Source organism: Burkholderia sp. AU6039 (genome assembly GCF_002223365.1).
In the GTDB taxonomy this organism is placed as follows: Bacteria; Pseudomonadota; Gammaproteobacteria; order Burkholderiales; family Burkholderiaceae; genus Burkholderia.
Genome location: NZ_NKFK01000003.1, coordinates 727,935 through 744,485 on the forward strand (window position 1 = coordinate 727,935; position 16,551 = coordinate 744,485).

General features: G+C 67.7%; 13 protein-coding genes. 4 read left to right on the forward strand and 9 right to left on the reverse strand.

The window, feature by feature from the left end; translation table 11 throughout:
* Positions 1 to 5: 5 nt before the first annotated feature.
* From CFB39_RS06110 to CFB39_RS06135, 6 genes are all read right to left on the reverse strand, one after another.
* Positions 6 to 3,119, reverse strand: a complete 3,114-nt coding sequence (locus tag CFB39_RS06110) for an MdtB/MuxB family multidrug efflux RND transporter permease subunit (RefSeq protein ID WP_089472443.1) — start codon at positions 3,117 to 3,119, stop codon at positions 6 to 8.
* A gap of 15 nt (positions 3,120 to 3,134) precedes the next feature.
* The gene (locus CFB39_RS06115; protein ID WP_089472444.1) at positions 3,135 to 4,505 is read right to left on the reverse strand and encodes an MdtA/MuxA family multidrug efflux RND transporter periplasmic adaptor subunit; all 1,371 of its coding nucleotides are present in this window, start codon (positions 4,503 to 4,505) and stop codon (positions 3,135 to 3,137) included.
* Positions 4,506 to 4,757: 252 nt separating this feature from the next.
* A complete protein-coding gene (locus CFB39_RS06120; protein ID WP_089424904.1) occupies positions 4,758 to 5,582 on the reverse strand; it encodes an IclR family transcriptional regulator in 825 nt (274 codons plus the stop codon).
* 588 nt (positions 5,583 to 6,170) lie between these two features.
* On the reverse strand, positions 6,171 to 8,135 hold the full coding sequence (locus CFB39_RS06125; RefSeq protein WP_089472445.1) for a PhoX family phosphatase: 1,965 nt from the start codon (positions 8,133 to 8,135) through the stop codon (positions 6,171 to 6,173).
* 190 nt (positions 8,136 to 8,325) lie between these two features.
* Positions 8,326 to 9,519: an ammonium transporter gene (locus CFB39_RS06130; protein ID WP_089472446.1), complete on the reverse strand. Its 1,194-nt coding sequence runs from the start codon at positions 9,517 to 9,519 to the stop codon at positions 8,326 to 8,328.
* A gap of 264 nt (positions 9,520 to 9,783) precedes the next feature.
* Positions 9,784 to 10,119: a hypothetical protein gene (locus CFB39_RS06135; protein ID WP_046545298.1), complete on the reverse strand. Its 336-nt coding sequence runs from the start codon at positions 10,117 to 10,119 to the stop codon at positions 9,784 to 9,786.
* Between the two features lie 193 nt (positions 10,120 to 10,312).
* Between CFB39_RS06135 and CFB39_RS06140 the strand changes: the two genes are divergently transcribed.
* From CFB39_RS06140 to CFB39_RS06155, 4 genes are all read left to right on the forward strand, one after another.
* Entirely contained in the window at positions 10,313 to 10,741 is a 429-nt protein-coding gene (locus CFB39_RS06140; protein ID WP_089472447.1) for a hypothetical protein, read from the forward strand.
* A 90-nt stretch (positions 10,742 to 10,831) separates the two neighbouring features.
* Positions 10,832 to 11,287: an Rrf2 family transcriptional regulator gene (locus CFB39_RS06145; RefSeq protein WP_089472448.1), complete on the forward strand. Its 456-nt coding sequence runs from the start codon at positions 10,832 to 10,834 to the stop codon at positions 11,285 to 11,287.
* A 129-nt stretch (positions 11,288 to 11,416) separates the two neighbouring features.
* The gene (locus CFB39_RS06150; RefSeq protein ID WP_089472449.1) at positions 11,417 to 12,058 is read left to right on the forward strand and encodes an NAD(P)-dependent oxidoreductase; all 642 of its coding nucleotides are present in this window, start codon (positions 11,417 to 11,419) and stop codon (positions 12,056 to 12,058) included.
* 253 nt (positions 12,059 to 12,311) lie between these two features.
* The gene (locus CFB39_RS06155) at positions 12,312 to 12,782 is read left to right on the forward strand and encodes an Lrp/AsnC family transcriptional regulator (protein WP_011351482.1); all 471 of its coding nucleotides are present in this window, start codon (positions 12,312 to 12,314) and stop codon (positions 12,780 to 12,782) included.
* Positions 12,783 to 12,850: 68 nt separating this feature from the next.
* Here CFB39_RS06155 and CFB39_RS06160 read toward each other — a convergent pair whose 3' ends face one another.
* From CFB39_RS06160 to CFB39_RS06170, 3 genes are read right to left on the reverse strand one after another with little or no spacing between them, the layout of a single operon-like run.
* On the reverse strand, positions 12,851 to 13,624 hold the full coding sequence (locus CFB39_RS06160; protein WP_089472450.1) for an ABC transporter ATP-binding protein: 774 nt from the start codon (positions 13,622 to 13,624) through the stop codon (positions 12,851 to 12,853).
* A gap of 4 nt (positions 13,625 to 13,628) precedes the next feature.
* Entirely contained in the window at positions 13,629 to 15,305 is a 1,677-nt protein-coding gene (locus CFB39_RS06165) for an iron ABC transporter permease (RefSeq protein ID WP_089472451.1), read from the reverse strand.
* A complete protein-coding gene (locus CFB39_RS06170; protein WP_089424913.1) occupies positions 15,295 to 16,338 on the reverse strand; it encodes a Fe(3+) ABC transporter substrate-binding protein in 1,044 nt (347 codons plus the stop codon). The genes CFB39_RS06165 and CFB39_RS06170 overlap by 11 nt, the downstream gene beginning before the upstream one ends.
* Positions 16,339 to 16,551: the final 213 nt, after the last annotated feature.

The window sequence follows — 16,551 nt, forward strand, 5'->3', positions numbered from 1 at the left end:
GCTTGCTACGCATCCGTGCGCGGGCCGGCTTGCGGGCCGTGGCGTTCGAACCAGCCGCGCACGCGGCGCGCGAGCGAGTCGAAGCCGAGGTAGATCACGGGCGTCGTGAACAGCGTCAGCACCTGCGACACGATCAGGCCGCCGGCGATCGCGATCCCGAGCGGCTGGCGCAGCTCCGAGCCCGCGCCGGAGCCGACGATCAGCGGCACCGCGCCGAGCAGCGCGGCGAGCGTCGTCATCAGGATCGGCCGGAAGCGCAGCAGGCACGCCTGGTAGATCGCCTCGCGCGGCGGCTTGCCTTCGACGCGCTCGGCCTCGAGCGCGAAGTCGATCATCATGATCGCGTTCTTCTTCACGATGCCGATCAGCAGCACGATGCCGATGATCCCGATGATGTCGAGGTCGTGCCCGGTGATCATCAGCGCGAGCAGCGCGCCGACGCCGGCCGACGGCAGCGTCGACAGGATCGTGATCGGGTGGATGTAGCTCTCGTACAGCACGCCGAGCACGATGTACATCGTGACGACGGCGGCGAGGATCAGGAACAGCTGGTTCGACAGCGATGCCTGGAACGCGAGCGCCGCGCCCTGGAAGCGCGTCTGGAACGACGCGGGCAGCCCGATGTCCTTCTCGGCGGCGTCGATCGCCTTGACCGCCTCGCCGAGCGACGCGCCCGGCGCGAGGTTGAACGAGATGGTGGTCGACGGGAACTGCGACAGGTGCGCGACCAAGAGCGGCGACGGCCGCTCGTGGAACGACGCGATCGACGACAGCGGCACCTGGCCGCCGCCCGCCGACGGCAGGTAGATGTCGTTCAGCGATTGCGCGTAGTGCTGGTCCTTCGGCTCGGACTCGAGAATCACGCGGTACTGGTTCGACTGCGTGAAGATCGTCGACACGATGCGCTGGCCGAACGCGTCGTACAGCGCGTTGTCGACGGTCGCCGGCGTGATGCCGAAGCGCGCGGCGCTCGGGCGGTCGATCTCGATGTAGACGGACTGGCCGTTGCTTTGCAGGTCGGTCGCGACGTCGGCGAGCGACGGCTCCTGCTGCAGCCGGGCCACGAGCTTCGGCACCCAGGTCGCGAATTCTTCCGAGTTCGGGCTCGTCAGCATGAACTGGTACTGCGTCGGGCTGACGGTCGAGTCGATCGTCAGGTCCTGCACCGACTGCATGAACAGCGAGATGCCGGTGATGTTCGCGACGCGGCGCTGCAGGTCGCGGATGATCTGCGCGGCCGACTCGGCGCGTTCGTCGCGCGCCTTCAGGTTGATCAGCATCCGGCCGCTGTTCAGCGTGATGTTGCTGCCGTCGACGCCGATGAACGACGTGAGGCTCTCGACGTTCGGATCCTTCAGGATCTCGGCCGCGAGCGCCTGCTGGCGCTCCGCCATCGCGCCGTACGAGATCGACTGCGGCGCCTGCGTGATCGCCTGGATCACGCCGGTATCCTGCGCGGGGAAGAAGCCCTTCGGCACGTAGACGTACAGCAGGCCAGTCAGCGCGAGCGTCAGCAGCGCGACGACGAGCGTCGAGCGCTGGCGGTTCAGCACCCATTCGAGCGCGACCGCGTAGCGCGCGATCACCCAGTCGATCGCCCGGTGCACGCGCGCCTCGAAGCGATGGCTCTCGGGCGGCGGCGAATGGCGCAGCAGCTTCGCGCACATCATCGGCACGAGCGTGAGCGACACGATCGCCGAGATCACGATCGTCACCGCGAGCGTGATCGCGAATTCATGGAACAGGCGCCCGACCACGTCGCCCATGAACAGCAGCGGGATCAGCACCGCGATCAGCGACACCGTCAGCGAGATGATCGTGAAGCCGATCTGCCGCGAGCCCTTCAGCGCGGCCTCGAGCCCCGTTTCGCCTTCCTCGACGTAGCGCGCGATGTTCTCGATCATCACGATCGCATCGTCGACGACGAAGCCGGTCGCGATGGTGAGCGCCATCAGCGACAGGTTGTTCAGCGAGAAGCCGGCCATGTACATCACCGCGAGCGTGCCGATCAGCGACAGCGGCACCGACAGGCTCGGGATGATCGTCGCGTAGACGTTCGCGAGGAACAGGTACATCACGAGCACGACCAGCGCGACCGCGAGCATCAGTTCGAACTGCACGTCGCGCACGGCGGCGCGGATCATCGTCGTGCGGTCGGTGACGATCTCCACGTCGAGCGCGGCGGGTAGCGTTTCCTGCAGCTTCGGCAATTGCGCCTTGATCGCGTCGACGGTCGCGATCACGTTCGCGCCCGGCTGGCGCTGCACGTTCAGGATGATCGCGGGGTCGGCATTCACCCACGCGCCGAGCTTGGTGTTCTCCGAGCCGGCGACGACCGTCGCGACGTCGGTGAGCATCACCGGGCGACCGTTCTTGTAGGCGACGACCGCGCTGTTGTACTGGTCGGCGCTCGTCAGCTGGTCGTTCGCGTTGATGGTGTACGCGCGCGTCGGGCCGTCAAAGTTGCCCTTCGGCGTGTTCACGTTCAGGTTCGAGATCGTCGTGCGCAGGTCGTCGAGGTTCATCCCGTACTTCGCGAGCGCGGTCGGGTTCGCCTGGATCCGCACGGCCGGGCGGTTGCCGCCCGACAGGCTGACGAGACCGACGCCCGCGACCTGCGAGATCTTCATCGCGAGGCGCGTGTCGGCGAGATCCTGCACCTGCGTGAGCGGCAGCGTCTTCGACTTGACGGCGAGCGTCAGCACCGGCGCGTCGGCCGGGTTGACCTTCGCGTAGATCGGTGGGGCAGGGAGGTCGGACGGCAGCAGGTTGCCGGCCGCGTTGATCGCCGCCTGCACTTCCTGTTCGGCGATGTCGAGCGGCAGGTCGAGCGAGAACTGCAGCGTGATCACGGACGAGCCGGCCGAGCTTTGCGACGACATCTGGTTCAGCGACGGCATCTGCCCGAACTGCCGTTCGAGCGGCGCGGTGACCGACGAGGTCATCACCTCCGGGCTCGCGCCCGGGTAGAAGGTCTGGACCTGGATCGTCGGATAGTCGACTTCCGGCAGCGCGGCGAGCGGCAGGAAGCGCAGCGCGACGAGACCGGCCAGCATGATTGCCGCCATCAGGAGGGCGGTACCGACCGGCCGGAGAATGAAGAGGCGGGATGGATTCATCGAGCGGCCCGCGCGTTACTGGGCCGCGGAGGCCGCTGCCTGCGACGCGCCGTGCTTGTGTCCGCCGTGATGGCCGCCGGCACCCGATGCGCCCGATGCCGCACCGGCGCCGCGCGCGCCCGATGCGCCTTTCGGCTTGTCGGCCGGGATCGAGATCTTCGCGCCTTCGCGCAGGCGGTCGGAGCCGTCGGTCACCACGCGCTCGCCGAGCGACACGCCGCTGACGATGCTCGTGCGTTCGCCGTCGACCGGGCCGATCGTGACCTTGCGCACGGTCACCGTGTTGTCGGGTTTCACGACGTAGACGAACTGGCCGATCGAGCCGGTCAGCACGGCCGAGGTCGGCACGATCGTCGCGTTGCGCAGCACGTCGACGAGCAGGCGCGTGTTCACGAACTGATTCGGGAACAGCATGCCTTCCTTGTTATCGAAGTTCGCGCGCAGCTTGACGGTGCCCGTGCTCGTGTCGATCTGGTTGTCGAGCGTCGCGAGCGAGCCCGTCTCGAGCGGCACCGTGTTGTTGCGGTTGTACGCGGTGACCGACAGCTTCTGGCCCGCGTTCACCTGCTTGAGGATCTGCGGCAGGTTGTCTTCCGACGTCGTGAAGATCACGCTCATCGGCTGCAGCTGCGTGATCACGACGAGGCCGTTGGTATCGCCCGGCGTCACGTAGTTGCCGGGGTCGACCTGGCGCAGGCCGACGCGGCCCGACACCGGCGCGGTGATACGCGCATACGTGAGGTTCAGCTTCGCGGAATCGATCGCGGCCTGGTCGGTCTTCACCGCGCCTTCGTATTGCTTGACGAGGGAGGCCTGCGTATCGACGGTCTGCGACGCGATCGAGTCCTGCGACAGCAGCGTCTGGTAGCGCTTCAGGTCGAGGCGGGCCGTCGCGAGCAGCGCCGAGTCGCGCGCATGCGTGCCTTCGGCGTTCTCGAGCGCGACCTGGTACGGGCGCGGGTCGATCTGCGCGAGCAGGTCGCCCTTCTTGACGATCTGGCCTTCCTGGAACGCGACCGACTGCAGGTAGCCGGACAACTGCGTCTTGACCGTCACGTTCGCGAGCGGCGTGACGGTGCCGAGCGCGGACAGCACGATCGGCATTTCGCCCTGGGTCGCGGTCGCGACCTGCACGGGCTGCGGAACGTTCGCCATCGCGGCGGGGCCGCCACGGCCGCGGTGGCCGCCGGCACCCCCGGCGGCGCTTGCGCCCGCGCCGCTCGCACCACTGCCGGCTGCCGGCGTGCGGTTCCACGGATGCCACCACAGCAGGCCGCCGATGACGACGACCGCGAGTGCGCCGGCCATCAGCGTGCGGCGCGGGCGCCGCGCGACGGGGGACGCGGGGTCTTTCGAAGGAGGCGTGGGCTTTTGTTCGTTATCCATCGTGATCTGTCAGGAAGACGGCGCGGCGGGCCGGAAATCGGGCTGCCGGGCTGCGCGTGGGCAAGCGGTGCCGGGGGAGGCGCCCGGCTCGGTCCGGGCCCCCGCCGGTCTGCGCGGGAAAAGAGCGGTGCGCACCGCGAGTGCGGCGCGACGATGGGCATGATCCTACGTCCCGTCCCCGTTACAGTCCAGTGGCCTATCTTTCAACGGGTTACGGTCGTTACAGAACGCGACAGTGCGATGACGAAACGATTACACGCTGATGCGACGGGCCGGTGCGCCGCCGATCTCGCGGGTGATTTTCGCGATACATTCATGCAGTGCGGGCACCACGTGTTCGTGCAGCCATTCGGGCGGGCACTGGTGCGACGCGCCACCGCAATTCACCGAATAGCGCTGGCCCGACGGACCGACGAAACCGGCCGCGACCGCATTCAGGCCTTCGCGCCATTCGCCGATCGCGATCGCGTGGCCGTCGCGCATCGCGTCGTCCAGCGCGGGGGTCAGGCGGGCCGACACATGCGGCCAGTCGTCGCCCGCCGTGGTGCGCAGCGACTCGAGCAACTGGCGGCGTTCGTCGTCCTCGAGTGCGGCGAGATACGCGCGGCCGACGGCGGTGCGCGCGATGTCCATCCGCGAGCCGATTTCGAGGCGCGTGACGAGTACGGCCGAACGCGGACGGATCACGTCGATCGCGACCATGTCGAGCCGGTCGCGCACCGCGAGGTGCACGGACAGCGACGTGCGTTCGGCCAGCTCGATCATGAACGGCCGCGAACGCGCGCGGATGTCGAAGTTGCGCAGGAAGCCGTGGCTCAGTTCGAGCACCGACGCGGTGAGCACGAAGCGCTCGCTGTCGGGCAACTGGAACAGGAAGCCGGCGCTGACGAGCGTCGCGGTGATGCGCGAGACGGTCGGCTTCGGGATGCCGGTCAGTTCGGTCAGCTCGCGGTTGCTGACCGGCGCGTCGGCCGCCGCGATGCGGCGCAGCACGGCGAGGCCGCGGGCAAGGGCGGTGATCTCGTCGGGCGACGATTCACGGTCCCGCGACGCGGGAGGGGTTACAGTTGTCGACACGAGGGATTCTCTCTAATTCCGAAACTCGATTTCAATTTTGTTGGTATTGTAGGACTATTGTCAAAGGATGCATGTTCCGCGGGCGAACCGGTCATTGGATGAGATTTTACGGGTTCACCCTTGGTTTATTAGGAAAACGCTCAAATGAGCGTTGCCAGAAAGTGCATGAACCGGTGCAAATACCGCTTGACTTGTCGGGCGGAAACGGAAAGAATGTCTCACGTTTTCGAAACATCGTTTCAAGAGTTTAACCGGCAACGATGTTTCGCGCAGTCTCTCAGGTTCTAGCACGGCCCTCGGAATGGCTAGAACTTTTTTAGCGCCACGGTCTCCGTGGCGCTTTTTTTTGCCTGTCTTTCTGCCCGTCCGCCCGGACGCGTCAGGCCCGTATTATCCCCCGATCGTCGAAACCTCCCGTTTGAACGCGGGCAGCGTCTGTTTGCGCGCGCGCCTTGCGTGCTTCGCGTGCGCAAAAAAAAGCGCGATGCCCGCACTGGGCATCGCGCATCAAACGGCGTGGAGCGCCGACGAATGAACGGTGATGAAGAAAGGGGCCCACCAGGGGGCGGACCTCCTCGCGTGACCCGGTCAGGCCTTCGCGAGCTGGATGCTGGTCTGCTCGGCCGTCAGGTAGCCGACGCTGGCGCCGAAGCGGTCCTTGAAGTTCGTGCGCACGAGCGGATCGAGCGTCGGCTTGACCTTGTCGTGCAGCGGCGATTCCCAGTCGCCCGCGTGCTGGAAGTTGCTCATGATGTAGGTCCAGCCGTTGATCTCGTCGACTGCATGCAGGCCCGTCGATTCGGCGCCGGCCGGACACGACAGCACGCGTGCCAGCGACTTCGTGTCGACGTTGTAGGCCCACAGGAAGTTGTTCACGTGCATGCCCGAGTCTTCGCCGATGAAGAGCGTGCGCAGCTTTTCGGAGAACTTCAGGTTGTCCGGGTTCGCGATCTTGTCCGGGTTCGCGAGGTTGCCGAGCCCGTCGGCCGTGGCGAGATCCTCGCCGACGAGCGCGGCCGGCGCGCCCATGTCGACCGGCACCCATTCGCTGTCGATCGCGCTGCCCGTCGTGTCGCGCTGGCTGCCCTTCAGGTTCAGCGCATAGACGGCGCCCGCGGCGATCTTCTTGTCGAGCGCGACGTCGCGCGACACCGCATTGCCCTTGACCATCGACGTCTCGATCCGCGACATCGCCGTGTAGACGATCTTGTCCTTCGCGTTCACGGTCGTGCCTTCGAGCTTCGTGAAGCCCATGCTGCCGCCGAGCAGCGCCGCGTAGCGGTGTGTCTCGAGGAATGCGGCCGCCTTTTCCATCCCCGGCTTCACGCGCATCCAGTTGAACTTGCCGCCGAAGTGGATCTTCGTGTAGCTCGCATCGTTCGGGTCGGTGGTCGTCAGGTCCATGATGTCCGACGCCTTCAGCGTGTTCGCGAGCGCTTCGATCTCGCTGCTGGTTGCGTGGCCGATCCTGATCCACGTGAGCGTCGCGGTGCCCGCGCCGGCCGACGACGTCTGCGTCCACTTCGCGACGTACAGCGTGCCGGCGGACAGGTCGGCCGCCTTGTCGGCGACGAACATGAACAGGCCGCCGTTGGTGGCGTCGTCACCCATCATCACGGTGCGCTGGTCCGGCATCACCTGGATCAGCTCGTGCGAGATGCGGCCGAGGCAGTAGTGCTTCTTCACGGTGCCCGTGCCGTCCGGATTCACGGTGATCTCGGGCAGGTGGCCGTAGTGGTAGGGGTTCGCCTTCGTCTCGTCGCCGAACGTGTTCTTGCTGAACGCCTTGAACTGCGCGTCGGTCGCGACCTTCGTCGCGTCCGGCTCGTACTCCTCGCTCGACAGGTGCGTGCCCCACGGCGACAGGCTCGCGCCGCACGTGATCCACAGGCCGTGCGCCTTCGACGTGTCGACGTTGTGGTACTTGACGACCTTCAGCGCGCCGTTGGCCGGATCCTGATCGAGCGTGATCACCGCGATCGGCGACGGCAACTGGCCGTATTGCGACGCGCTCGCCTGGTCGCGCGTCGTGTATTCGAACTGCACGACGGCGAACACCGTGTTGCCCTTCACGCCGGGCACGTTCGCGTTCTTCAGCGTCAGCAGCGAGCTGCCGTCCGGGCAGTCGGAATAGAACTGGCGCTCCTTGCCGGCCACCGAGCGATCGATGATCGGCTGGTTGTTGATGTCGTAGTAGCCGCCCGCGAGCGTCGTGCCGCCCTTGCCGTCCGGCACCAGGTCGCCCGTCACGAAGAACGGCCGGTACGCGAGCTTGAAGTTGCGCGCCGAGCCGTCCGAGAACGACACCGACAGCGTCGAGCCGACCGTCGTCGTGGCCATCGCGGCCGCGTTGTCGAGCGTCGGGGCGGCCATCGCCGAGAACGTCGCCGACGTGTATGCAGCGGCGACCGGGGCCGGCGTCGACGCGGGATTGTCGTCGCCGCCGCAACCCGTCAGCAGGGCCGGCAGCGCGAGGCCGGAAAGGGGAAGCATCGGCGCGCCGGCGAGGATCTTCAGGGCCTGACGACGGGCAGCATTGGGCAACGCGGGCATGTGGAGTCCAGTTTCAGTTGTTGGAAGAATGGCCTTCGCGAAGCAGGCGGTCGGCAAGCTCGGCGAAGGCAAATTGAAAACTGGACGGAAGTGTAGGGACGCTAGATGAAAGTTTTTTGAATTGAAAACGTAATGATGTGTCGGGCGGCCGTCAGGTGAACGGACGGCCGCCGGTCGCAAGCGTTTGCGCTCAATCGCGTTCGGGTGTCGCCGAGATGCGGTGGATCGACAGGTCCGCGCCGTCGAATTCGGCTTCGCGGTCGAGGCGCAGCCCGACGGTCGCTTTCAGCGCGCCGTAGACGAGCGTGCCGCCCGCGGTCGCGATCGCGATGCCGCCGAGCGTGCCGACGAGCTGCGACATGAACGACACGCCGCCGAGACCGCCGAGCGCGGGCAGGCCGAACACGCCGGCCGCGAGGCCGCCGAGCGCGCCGCACATGCCGTGCAGCGGCCACACGCCGAGCACGTCGTCGATGCGCCACTTGTTCTGCACGCAGGTGAACATCGCGACGAACAGCGCACCGGCCGCGGCGCCGGTGACGAGCGCGCCGATCGGGTGCATCACGTCGGAGCCCGCGCACACCGCGACGAGGCCCGCGAGCGGCCCGTTGTACGTGAAGCCCGGGTCGTTGCGGCCGGCCATCCACGCGGCGAGCGTGCCGCCGACCATCGCCATCAGCGAGTTCACGGCGACGAGGCCGCTGATCTTGTCGAGCGTCTGCGCGCTCATCACGTTGAAGCCGAACCAGCCGACCGCGAGCACCCACGCGCCGAGCGCGAGGAACGGGATGTTCGACGGCGGGTGCGCGGCGATCCGGCCGTCCTTCGCATAGCGGCCGTGGCGCGCGCCGAGCAGCAGCACGGCGGGCAGCGCGACCCAGCCGCCGAACGCGTGCACGACGACGGAGCCCGCGAAATCATGGAACGGCGCACCGAACGCGTGCGTGAGCCAGGCCTGCACACCCAAGCGCTCATTCCAGGCGATCCCTTCGAAGAACGGATAGATGAATCCGACGATGATCAGCGTCGCGACGAGCTGCGGATTGAACTTCGCGCGTTCGGCGATGCCGCCGGACACGATCGCGGGGATCGCCGCCGCGAAGGTCAGCAGGAAGAAGAAGCGCACGAGCGCATAGCCGTTGTGCTGCGACAGCGTGCCGATGTCGTCGAAGAACTCGACGCCGTACGCGATCGTGTAGCCGATGAAGAAATACGCGAGCGTCGACACCGAGAAGTCGACCAGGATCTTCACGAGCGCGTTGACCTGGTTCTTCTTGCGGACCGTGCCGAGTTCGAGAAATGCGAAGCCCGCGTGCATCGCGAGCACCATGACGGCGCCGATCAACAGGAACAGTGTGTCGACGCCGGATTTCAGACCATCCATGCCGTGGCTTCCTTGCGCAAAAAACGGGCGAGGAATGCAAGTATCGAGCCAACTTGGTGAACGGCTGCGTGGAGTTGGTGCTTCAACACCGTGCGGTGCGGCAATCCGGTGAATCGTGCACGGGAAGGGGGCGTGGCCGGTGCGGGTGCGACGGGATGCCGATTGCACGCGTGTGGTGCGAAGTGTGCGGAACTGGTGCGTGTGATGGGCCGATTGGCGCGACGTGGTGCGTGATGGTGCGTGGCCGCGCACCGTTGCGGCGCGTCAGTGGCGCGGGAACAGCAGCGGCGGCCGGCGCAGCCGCAGTGCACACGCCGACCAGTAGGCGGCGACGGTCGTCAGCCCGAGGGCGGCAAACGCGAGTGCCGCGAAGCCCGCCAGCGACTGGCCGTCGGCGGTGGGGCCGAGGATGCCTTCCGCGACGATCAGCGCGGCCGTCCAGAAGCCGATCACGGCCTGTGTGAGCAGGCGCGCGGACGCGACGCGGCGCGGGCGCCCGGATTCGGCCAGGCGGCGCGCCGACGGCGGGCGCAGGCACAGGAACAGGGTGGCGGCGAGCACGGCGGCCAGGGCGATGAACCAGTCGACGAGGAAATCCATGAGAAAAAGGGGGCGCGTCCAAAGCGGATTGAAGCGTGTCCACTTTAGTGACCTCGCGTGTGCGATTGAATCAGACGAGTCCGAAATTGAAAGCCATTTTTAATCACGGTGCGTGATTGGCCCTGTTCCACAGGCGGTATCATCGACGTCGGTCCAACCACGAGGCCGCGCGACGCGCGGCCGGAGATTGCTGATGAACATGAAGACATCGCGGGCGCGTCGCGTGCCCGGGTTCGTACTGGCGGCCGTGACCGCCGGTGCGCTGCTGTTGCTCGCGGGCTGCGAGAAGTCCGGCGCGCCGGTCACGCAACCCGATACGGCCGCGAGCGCGGCCGCCGATGCCGCGAACAATGCGGCCAAGGCGCTCGACCAGGTGGCGAGCACCGTCAACCAGCAGCTCAACGCCGCGAAGGCCGGCATCGCGTCCGCGGCGTCGGCCGTGCCGCCGCTGTCCGCGAGCGGCCTCGCCTCCGCCGCGCAGGCCCAGATCGACGCGGCCGCGTCCGCGGTCGTCGCGCATGCGGCTTCCGAAGCCGGCGCGAAGATCGCCGAAGCCGGCAAGAAGCTCCAGCAATGGAGCCAGCAGAATGCGCCGGGCGCCAAGCCCGCGAGCGGAGAGTGACGCGGGCTTGCATGATCCGCTAAATGTAATTATAGTAGTTACACATGTCGCCGGCTGCGGGATGGGCCGGCGTCGTCAAGTGAGTCAGGAATGAATACCAGCAGCCGGTTCGCGTTTGCCGTCCACGTGCTTGCCTTGCTGTCGATGCAGGAGGGCGTGCCGTTGTCGTCCGACATCATCGCGGGCAGCGTGAACACGAATCCGGCGCTGATCCGCCGGTTGCTGTCGATGCTGGCGGCCGCGGGGCTGACCACGTCGCAACTGGGCGCGGGCGGCGGTGCGCTGCTGGCGCGCGAGCCCGGCGCGATCACGCTGCTCGACGTGTATCGCGCGGTCGACGATGCGCAACTGTTCGCGCTGCACCGTGAGGCGCCGAATCCCGCGTGTCTCGTCGGGCGGCACATCCAGGGCGCGCTGATCGATTACATCGGCGACGCGCAGCGGGCGATGGAAGCATCGCTTGGCACGCGCACGCTGGCCGACGTGACGGCCGACGTGCTGGATCTGGAGCAGCGCACGCAGCAGGCGGCACGCGCCGGCGGGTGACTGGCGGCAAGGCAGGAGGCCGGACGGCGCGAGAGGCGTGGCGACCGGCGCAACGGGGGCTTTGCCCCGTTTTTTTCGGTCTTATATGTAATTAACTACGTTACATATTTTTCTTACTGGAGAATCGATATGACGCAACGTACCTTGAATATCGCGCTGTTCGGCGCCACCGGCACGATCGGCTCGCGCATCGCCGCGGAAGCGGCACGACGCGGCCATCGCGTGACCGCGCTGTCGCGCCATCCGGGCGCAGCCGGCGACGGCATCACCGCCAAGGCGGCCGATCTGTTCGACGCCGCCAGCATTGCGGCCGCACTGCCGGGCCATGACGTCGTCGCGAGCGCGTACGGCCCGAAGCAGGATGATGCGGCGAAGGTCGTCGCGGCTGCGAAGGCGCTGGTTGCCGGCACGCGCCAGGCGGGGCTGAAGCGGCTCGTCGTGGTGGGCGGCGCCGGTTCGCTCGAAGTTGCGCCGGGCAAGCAGCTGGTCGACAGCGAAGGTTTCCCGGAAGCGTACAAGGCGGTCGCGCTCGCGCACCGCGACGCACTCGACTACCTGAAGACGGTCGGCGATCTCGACTGGACGTTCTTCGCGCCGGCCGCGCTGATCGCCCCGGGCGAGCGCACGGGTACGTTCCGCACGGGCGTCGGCAAGCTGATCGTGGACGCACAAGGCAACAGCAAGATCTCGGCGGAAGACTACGCGGTCGCGTTCGTCGACGCGCTCGAGCAAGGCAGCTTCGTGCACGAGATCGCGACGGTCGCGTATTGAGCAGTGCGCTGACGCCGGCCCGTGGCGCGTGAGCGCCGGGCCAGCCGCGACGAGCAGGAACGCCAGGCGATTCCACCTTCACGGGCGGAGTCGCCTGTTTCATTTGGCGCGTGCGGTGTGGCGGCGGATTCGCTCGCTGCGCGCGCGTGCCGGATCGGTATTTATACCGGTCGACGCGGCGAAGCCGTTTTCATATTGTTCCCCGTTGTGCAGGATGAATAGAATAAATTTCTATCTACGAGGGACTGGAGAAATGGACGCCATCGATCGCAAGCTGCTGGAGCTGTTGCAGGCCGATGCCACGCTGCCGATCGCGGAACTGGCGCAGCGCGTGAACCTGTCGCAGACGCCGTGCTGGAAGCGCGTGCAGCGGCTCAAGGAAACCGGCGCGATTCGCGCGCAGGTTGCGCTGTGCGATCCGCGCAAGCTCGGGGTGGGCACGACCGTGTTCGTCGCGATCCGCACGAACCAGCACACCGAGGAATGGGCGCAGCGTTTCACGCAGGCCGTGCGCGACATGCCGGAAGTGGTCGAGGTGTACCGGATGAGCGGCGAGACCGATTACCTGCTGCGCGTCGTGGTGGCCGGCATCGACGATTACGACCGCGTCTACAAGCAGCTGATTCGCGCGGTGCCGCTGTTCGACGTCAGCTCGTCGTTCGCGATGGAGCAGATCAAGTATTCGACCGCGCTGCCCGTGCGCGATCTTGCCGAGCCGGCCTGACACGGCAATGAAGCGTGGCAACGAAACGCGGCGATGAACCGACCCGGGCGCGCATCGCGCCCGCGGGTTCAGCGGCCGCGCGCCAGTGCGCGCGCGCGTTCGTCGGCCAGCGCGTCGCGGCGCACGAAATCCGCGACGAACGGGCTGGCCGGATGGTGATGCAGCGCGTACGGCGTATCCCATTGTGCGAGCTGTCCATCCTTCATCACGCCGATCCGGTCGGCGATCGCGAACGCTTCGGCCTGGTTGTGCGTGACGAGGATCGCGGTGTGGCCCGTGCGTTTCAGGATGTCGCGCAGCTCGAACGCAAGCCGCTCGCGCGTATCGACATCGAGATTCGAGAACGGCTCGTCGAGCAGCAGTAGCTCCGGCGACGGTGCGAGCGCACGCGCGAGTGCGACGCGCTGCTGCTGGCCGCCCGACAGCTCGTGCGGATACGCGCCGCCGGAATCGGCAAGGCCGACGAGTTCCAGCATTTCCGCGACACGCACGCGCCGTTCGGCCTTCGGCATGCGCCGCAGGCCGAACGCGACGTTGTCCGCCGCGCTCAGGTGCGGGAACAGCGCGTAATCCTGGAACATCATGCCGATGCGCCGCCGCTCGGGCGGCACGTCGAGCGATGGCGCCGCGACGGGCACGCCGTCCAGCATGATGCGCCCCATGCGCACCGGCTCGAAGCCGGCGATCGCGCGCAGCACGGTGGTCTTGCCGCAGCCGGACGCGCCGAGCAGGCAGCCGATGTCGCCGCGCGGCAGCGCGAGGCTCAGCCCGTCGACTACGGTGCGGCGGCCGTGCGGCGTGTCGTAGGCGAGGCAGAGGTCATCGAGTTCGAGCAGGTTCACGGTGTCAGGCTCCGATCTTGTGGCGGGTGCGGGCGAGCAGGATCACGGGCACGAGCCCGGCCAGCACGATCGCGAGCGCGGCGACCGCGCCTTCCTCGTAGGTGCCGCGCGCGGCTTCCGCATACAGCCAGGTCGCGAGCGTGTCGAAGTTCAGCGGACGCAGCAGCAGCGTCGCCGGCAATTCCTTCATCGCGTCGACGAACACCAGCAGCGCGCTCGTCGTGAGCGCGGGCCGCAGCAGCGGCAGGTGCACGCGGCGCAGCGTGCCGCCGGCCGTCTCGCCGAGCGAGCGCGCCGCCTGTTCGAGCGACGGCGGAATGCGCGCGAGGCCGGCCTCGATGCTGCCGGCCGGGATCGCGAGAAAGCGCACGGTATAGGCGATCACGAGCGCGGCCGACGAGCCCATCAGCAGCAGCCCGTCGCGGCCCAGCGCCGCGCCGAACAGCCGGTCGGCCGCCGCGAACGGGATCAGCAGGCCGATCGCGAGCACGGTGCCGGGCACCGCATAGCCGAGGCTGGCGATTCTCGCACCAAAGCGGGCCGGGCCCGCGCGGGCGCTGTCGCGTTGCGCGCGCGCGGCCCATGCGACGACAAGCCCGCACAAGAGCGTCGCGACGGTGGCGGCGGTGGCGATCGTCAGCGTGTTCGCGAGCCCCGTCATCAGTTGCTCGGATACGCCGCCGACCAGATGCAGCCGCTTGGCCGTCTCGACCGCGAGGTACGCGGCCGGTGCGCCGAAGCCGAGCAGCACGGGCAGCCAGCCGAGCACGGCGGCGCCCAGCGCGGCCGTGCCCGTCAGGCGGCGCGGCGCGATCGGCCGCATGCGCCGGCCATGCGCATAGCGCTGGCGGCGGCGCCCGTAGCGTTCGAGCACGATCATGCCGACGACGATCGCGAGCATCGCGAGTGCGATCTGCGCGGCGCCGGCGAGGTCGGAGCGCGTGATCCACGTCGTGTAGACGGACACGGTCAGCGTTTGCACACCGAGGAATTCCGACGCGCCGATATCGTTCAGCGTTTCGAGCAGCGCGAGGCTCACGCCCACCGCGATCGCGGGCCGCGCGAGCGGCACGACGACGCGCCAGAACGTCGCGATGCGTCCCGCGCCGAGCGTGCGCGCGGCTTCGAGCAGGCTCGCGGACTGCGTGACGAACATCGCGCGCGTGCTCAGGTAAACATACGGATACAGCACGAAGCCGAGCACGAAGATCGCGCCGGGCAGCGAGCGCAGGTCGGGCAGGCGGAACTGGCGCGGGCTGTCGAAGCCGAGCAGCCAGCGGATCGCACCCTGCACCGGGCCGATCGGGTGCAGCAGGTCGAGATACGCAAACGCGACGATGTAGGTGGGAACCGCGAGCGGCAGCAGCAGCGCCCACGTCAGCATCCGGCGGCCGGGAAAGTCGTATGCGGTGACGAGCCACGCGCAGCCGGTGCCGACGATCGACACGATCGCGCCGACGCCCGCGAGCAGCAGCAGCGTATTGACGAGTGCCTGCGGCAGCACGAATTCGGCGAGATGGCGCCAGTGCGCGAGATCGGCGTCGAACGCGGCGGCCACGAGCACCGCGAGCGGCGCCGCGACCGCCGCGGCGATCGCCAGCGCCGCGAGCAGCCACAGGCTGCCCGCGCGCGGCAGCACGCTCGGCCGGCGCGTGCCGCCGGTGGTTGCGTCAGTTGTCAAAACCGACCTTGTCGACCAACTGGCTCGCCTGCTTGCGATGCTTCGCGATGTCCGCCAACGGCAGCGGGTCGATCTTCAGCGTGCCGAAGCTGGCGATCACCGGGTCGAGCTTCACGTTCGCGCGCACCGGGTATTCGTAGTTCGCCTGCGCATACAGCGCCTGCGCTTCCGGCGACACGAGGTACTCGAGCAGTTTCACCGCGTTGGCCTTGTGCGGCGCGTGCTTCGCGACCGTCGCGCCGCTGATGTTCACGTGCGTGCCGCCGCTCTTCGCGTTCGCGAACGTCGGCCGCACGACCTTGATCGCGTCGCCCCACTTGCGCGCGTCGCTGCCGGGCTCCGCATTCTTCATGTGACCGACGTAGTAAGCGTTCGCGAGGCCGACGTCGCAGATGCCGCCGAGGATGTCGCGCGCGACGTCGCGGTCGCCGCCCGTCGCCTTGCGCGCGAGGTTCGCCTTCACGCCGCGCAACCACTTTTCGGTCGCCGCTTCGCCGTCGTGCGCGATCATCGCCGCGACGAGCGCCGTGTTGTACGGGTGCTGGCCCGAGCGGATGCAGACCTTGCCCTTCCATTTCGGATCGGCGAGATCCTCGTAGCGGAATGCATCGACCTTCAGGTCCTTCTCGACGTACAGCACGCGGTCGCGCAGCGACAGCGCGTACCAGTCGCCGTTCGCGCCGCGCAGGTTCGCGGGAATCGCGTCGTCGAGCGCCTTCGAGCGCACCGGCTGCGTGAGCCCGCCGTCGACGAGGTCGAGCAGGTTGCCGACGTCGACCGTCATCAGCACGTCGGCCGGCGACTGCGCGCCTTCCGCCTTCACGCGCTCGAGCAGGCCGTCCTTCACGAACACCGTGTTGACCTTGACGCCGCTCTGCTTCGTGAACGCGTCGATGAGCGGCTGGATCAGCTTCGGTTCGCGGGTGGTGTACAGGCTCACTTCCTCGGCCGCGTGGGCCAGCGGCGCGAATGCGGCGGCGGCAAGGGCGAGGGCGCCGGCAAGCGGCAGCAGGCGGGTGCGCGGATTCGACATGAAGACTCCGGAAGGGGCAGGTGGAGATGGGAGCGTTCCGGGGCGCGCCTGCCGCCCGAGCGACCCGAAACATTACAAAATGAAAGACTTGAGATTCTAGATCGAAATGGGAATGGTTATCAAATGAAAGCTTGCGGTGGGCGGCCGGAGGACGGGGAAGGGGATCGGAAACGGCGCGTCGCAGCGGGCGCGCAAGCGCGTAGAATGCCCGCT

Excerpts from the sequence above, each read along its gene's own strand:
- CFB39_RS06145 (WP_089472448.1), top strand. The coding sequence starts at position 10,832 with ATGAATACCAGCAGCCGGTTCGCGTTTGCCGTCCACGTGCTTGCCTTG.
- CFB39_RS06125 (WP_089472445.1), bottom strand. The coding sequence starts at position 8,135 with ATGCCCGCGTTGCCCAATGCTGCCCGTCGTCAGGCCCTGAAGATCCTC.
- CFB39_RS06130 (WP_089472446.1), bottom strand. The coding sequence starts at position 9,519 with ATGGATGGTCTGAAATCCGGCGTCGACACACTGTTCCTGTTGATCGGC.
- CFB39_RS06110 (WP_089472443.1), bottom strand. The coding sequence starts at position 3,119 with ATGAATCCATCCCGCCTCTTCATTCTCCGGCCGGTCGGTACCGCCCTC.
- CFB39_RS06150 (WP_089472449.1), top strand. The coding sequence starts at position 11,417 with ATGACGCAACGTACCTTGAATATCGCGCTGTTCGGCGCCACCGGCACG.
- CFB39_RS06140 (WP_089472447.1), top strand. The coding sequence starts at position 10,313 with ATGAACATGAAGACATCGCGGGCGCGTCGCGTGCCCGGGTTCGTACTG.
- CFB39_RS06135 (WP_046545298.1), bottom strand. The coding sequence starts at position 10,119 with ATGGATTTCCTCGTCGACTGGTTCATCGCCCTGGCCGCCGTGCTCGCC.
- CFB39_RS06155 (WP_011351482.1), top strand. The coding sequence starts at position 12,312 with ATGGACGCCATCGATCGCAAGCTGCTGGAGCTGTTGCAGGCCGATGCC.
- CFB39_RS06115 (WP_089472444.1), bottom strand. The coding sequence starts at position 4,505 with ATGGATAACGAACAAAAGCCCACGCCTCCTTCGAAAGACCCCGCGTCC.
- CFB39_RS06170 (WP_089424913.1), bottom strand. The coding sequence starts at position 16,338 with ATGTCGAATCCGCGCACCCGCCTGCTGCCGCTTGCCGGCGCCCTCGCC.